General features: G+C 73.2%; 1 protein-coding gene. It reads right to left on the bottom strand.

Annotated features, from left to right (window positions below; all coding sequences use genetic code 11):
- Nucleotides 1-1,014: condensation domain-containing protein (locus ACZ561_RS40105; protein WP_471005099.1), on the bottom strand; the 1,014-nt coding region annotated here is incomplete at both ends.

Raw genomic sequence — 1,014 nt, forward strand, 5'->3', positions numbered from 1 at the left:
TGGCGGGCGGCGAGGGAGTTCGGGTCGTCCTCGGAGCCGAGGAGTTCGCGCTGCCACAGGGTGTAGTCGGCGTACTGCACCGGAAGCGGCGACCACGCCGGGGCGGCCCCCTCGCACCGGGCCGCGTAGGCCACGCTGATGTCCCGGGCCAGCGGGGCCAGTGACCAGCCGTCGTTCCCGATGTGGTGGTGCAGCAGGAGCAGGACGTGGTGGTCGGGCCGGGTGGCGAACAGCCGGGCGCGGACCGGCGGATCGACGGTGACGTCGAAGGTGGTGTGGGAGGCGGCCCGGAGGGCCTCTTCCAGCTCGCCCTCCGGGACCTGCACGACGGGAAGTCCGAGGCGGACCTGCCAGGGCTCCAGGATGCGCTGCCGGGGTTCGCCGTCCACCTCGGGAAACACCGTCCGCAGGCTCTCGTGCCGCGCGACCACGTCGTTGAGCGCTTTCTCCAGGGCCTCCTGGTCCAGGTCACCCGACAGCCGGACCGCGAGGGGGAGGACGTACGTGGCCGTCGTGTCCTCCAGCCTGTTCAGGAACCAGAGCCGGTTCTGCGCGGGGGAGAGCGGGATCCGCTCGGGGCGTGCCGTCGCGGTCAGCGCGGAGCGGGCCGGACCGGCCGCCGCGACCTGCTCGGCGAGGGCGGCGACGGTCGGGGCCTCGAAGACCGTGCGCTCCACCAGTTCGGCCCCGAGGACCGAACGGATGCGGCTGACGAGGCGGGTGGCGAGGAGGGAGTGGCCGCCGCTTTCGAAGAAGTTGTCGTCGATGCTGACCACGGGCACGCCCAGCACGTCGGCGAACAGGTCGCAGAGGACCTCCTCGCACGCGTTCCGCGGTTCCCGTCCAGTGCCGGACACCGGCCGTGCGGGGGCCGGGAGGGCCCGCCGGTCCACCTTGCCGTTGGTGGTCAGCGGGAGCGCGTCGAGGACCACGAAGGCGGAGGGGACCATGTACTCGGGCAGCAGCCCGGACGCGTGTCCGCGCAGCTCCTCGGTGTCCGGGCCGCCGTCCAGA

The sequence above is a fragment of the Streptomyces sp. NPDC039609 genome (assembly GCF_055596705.1).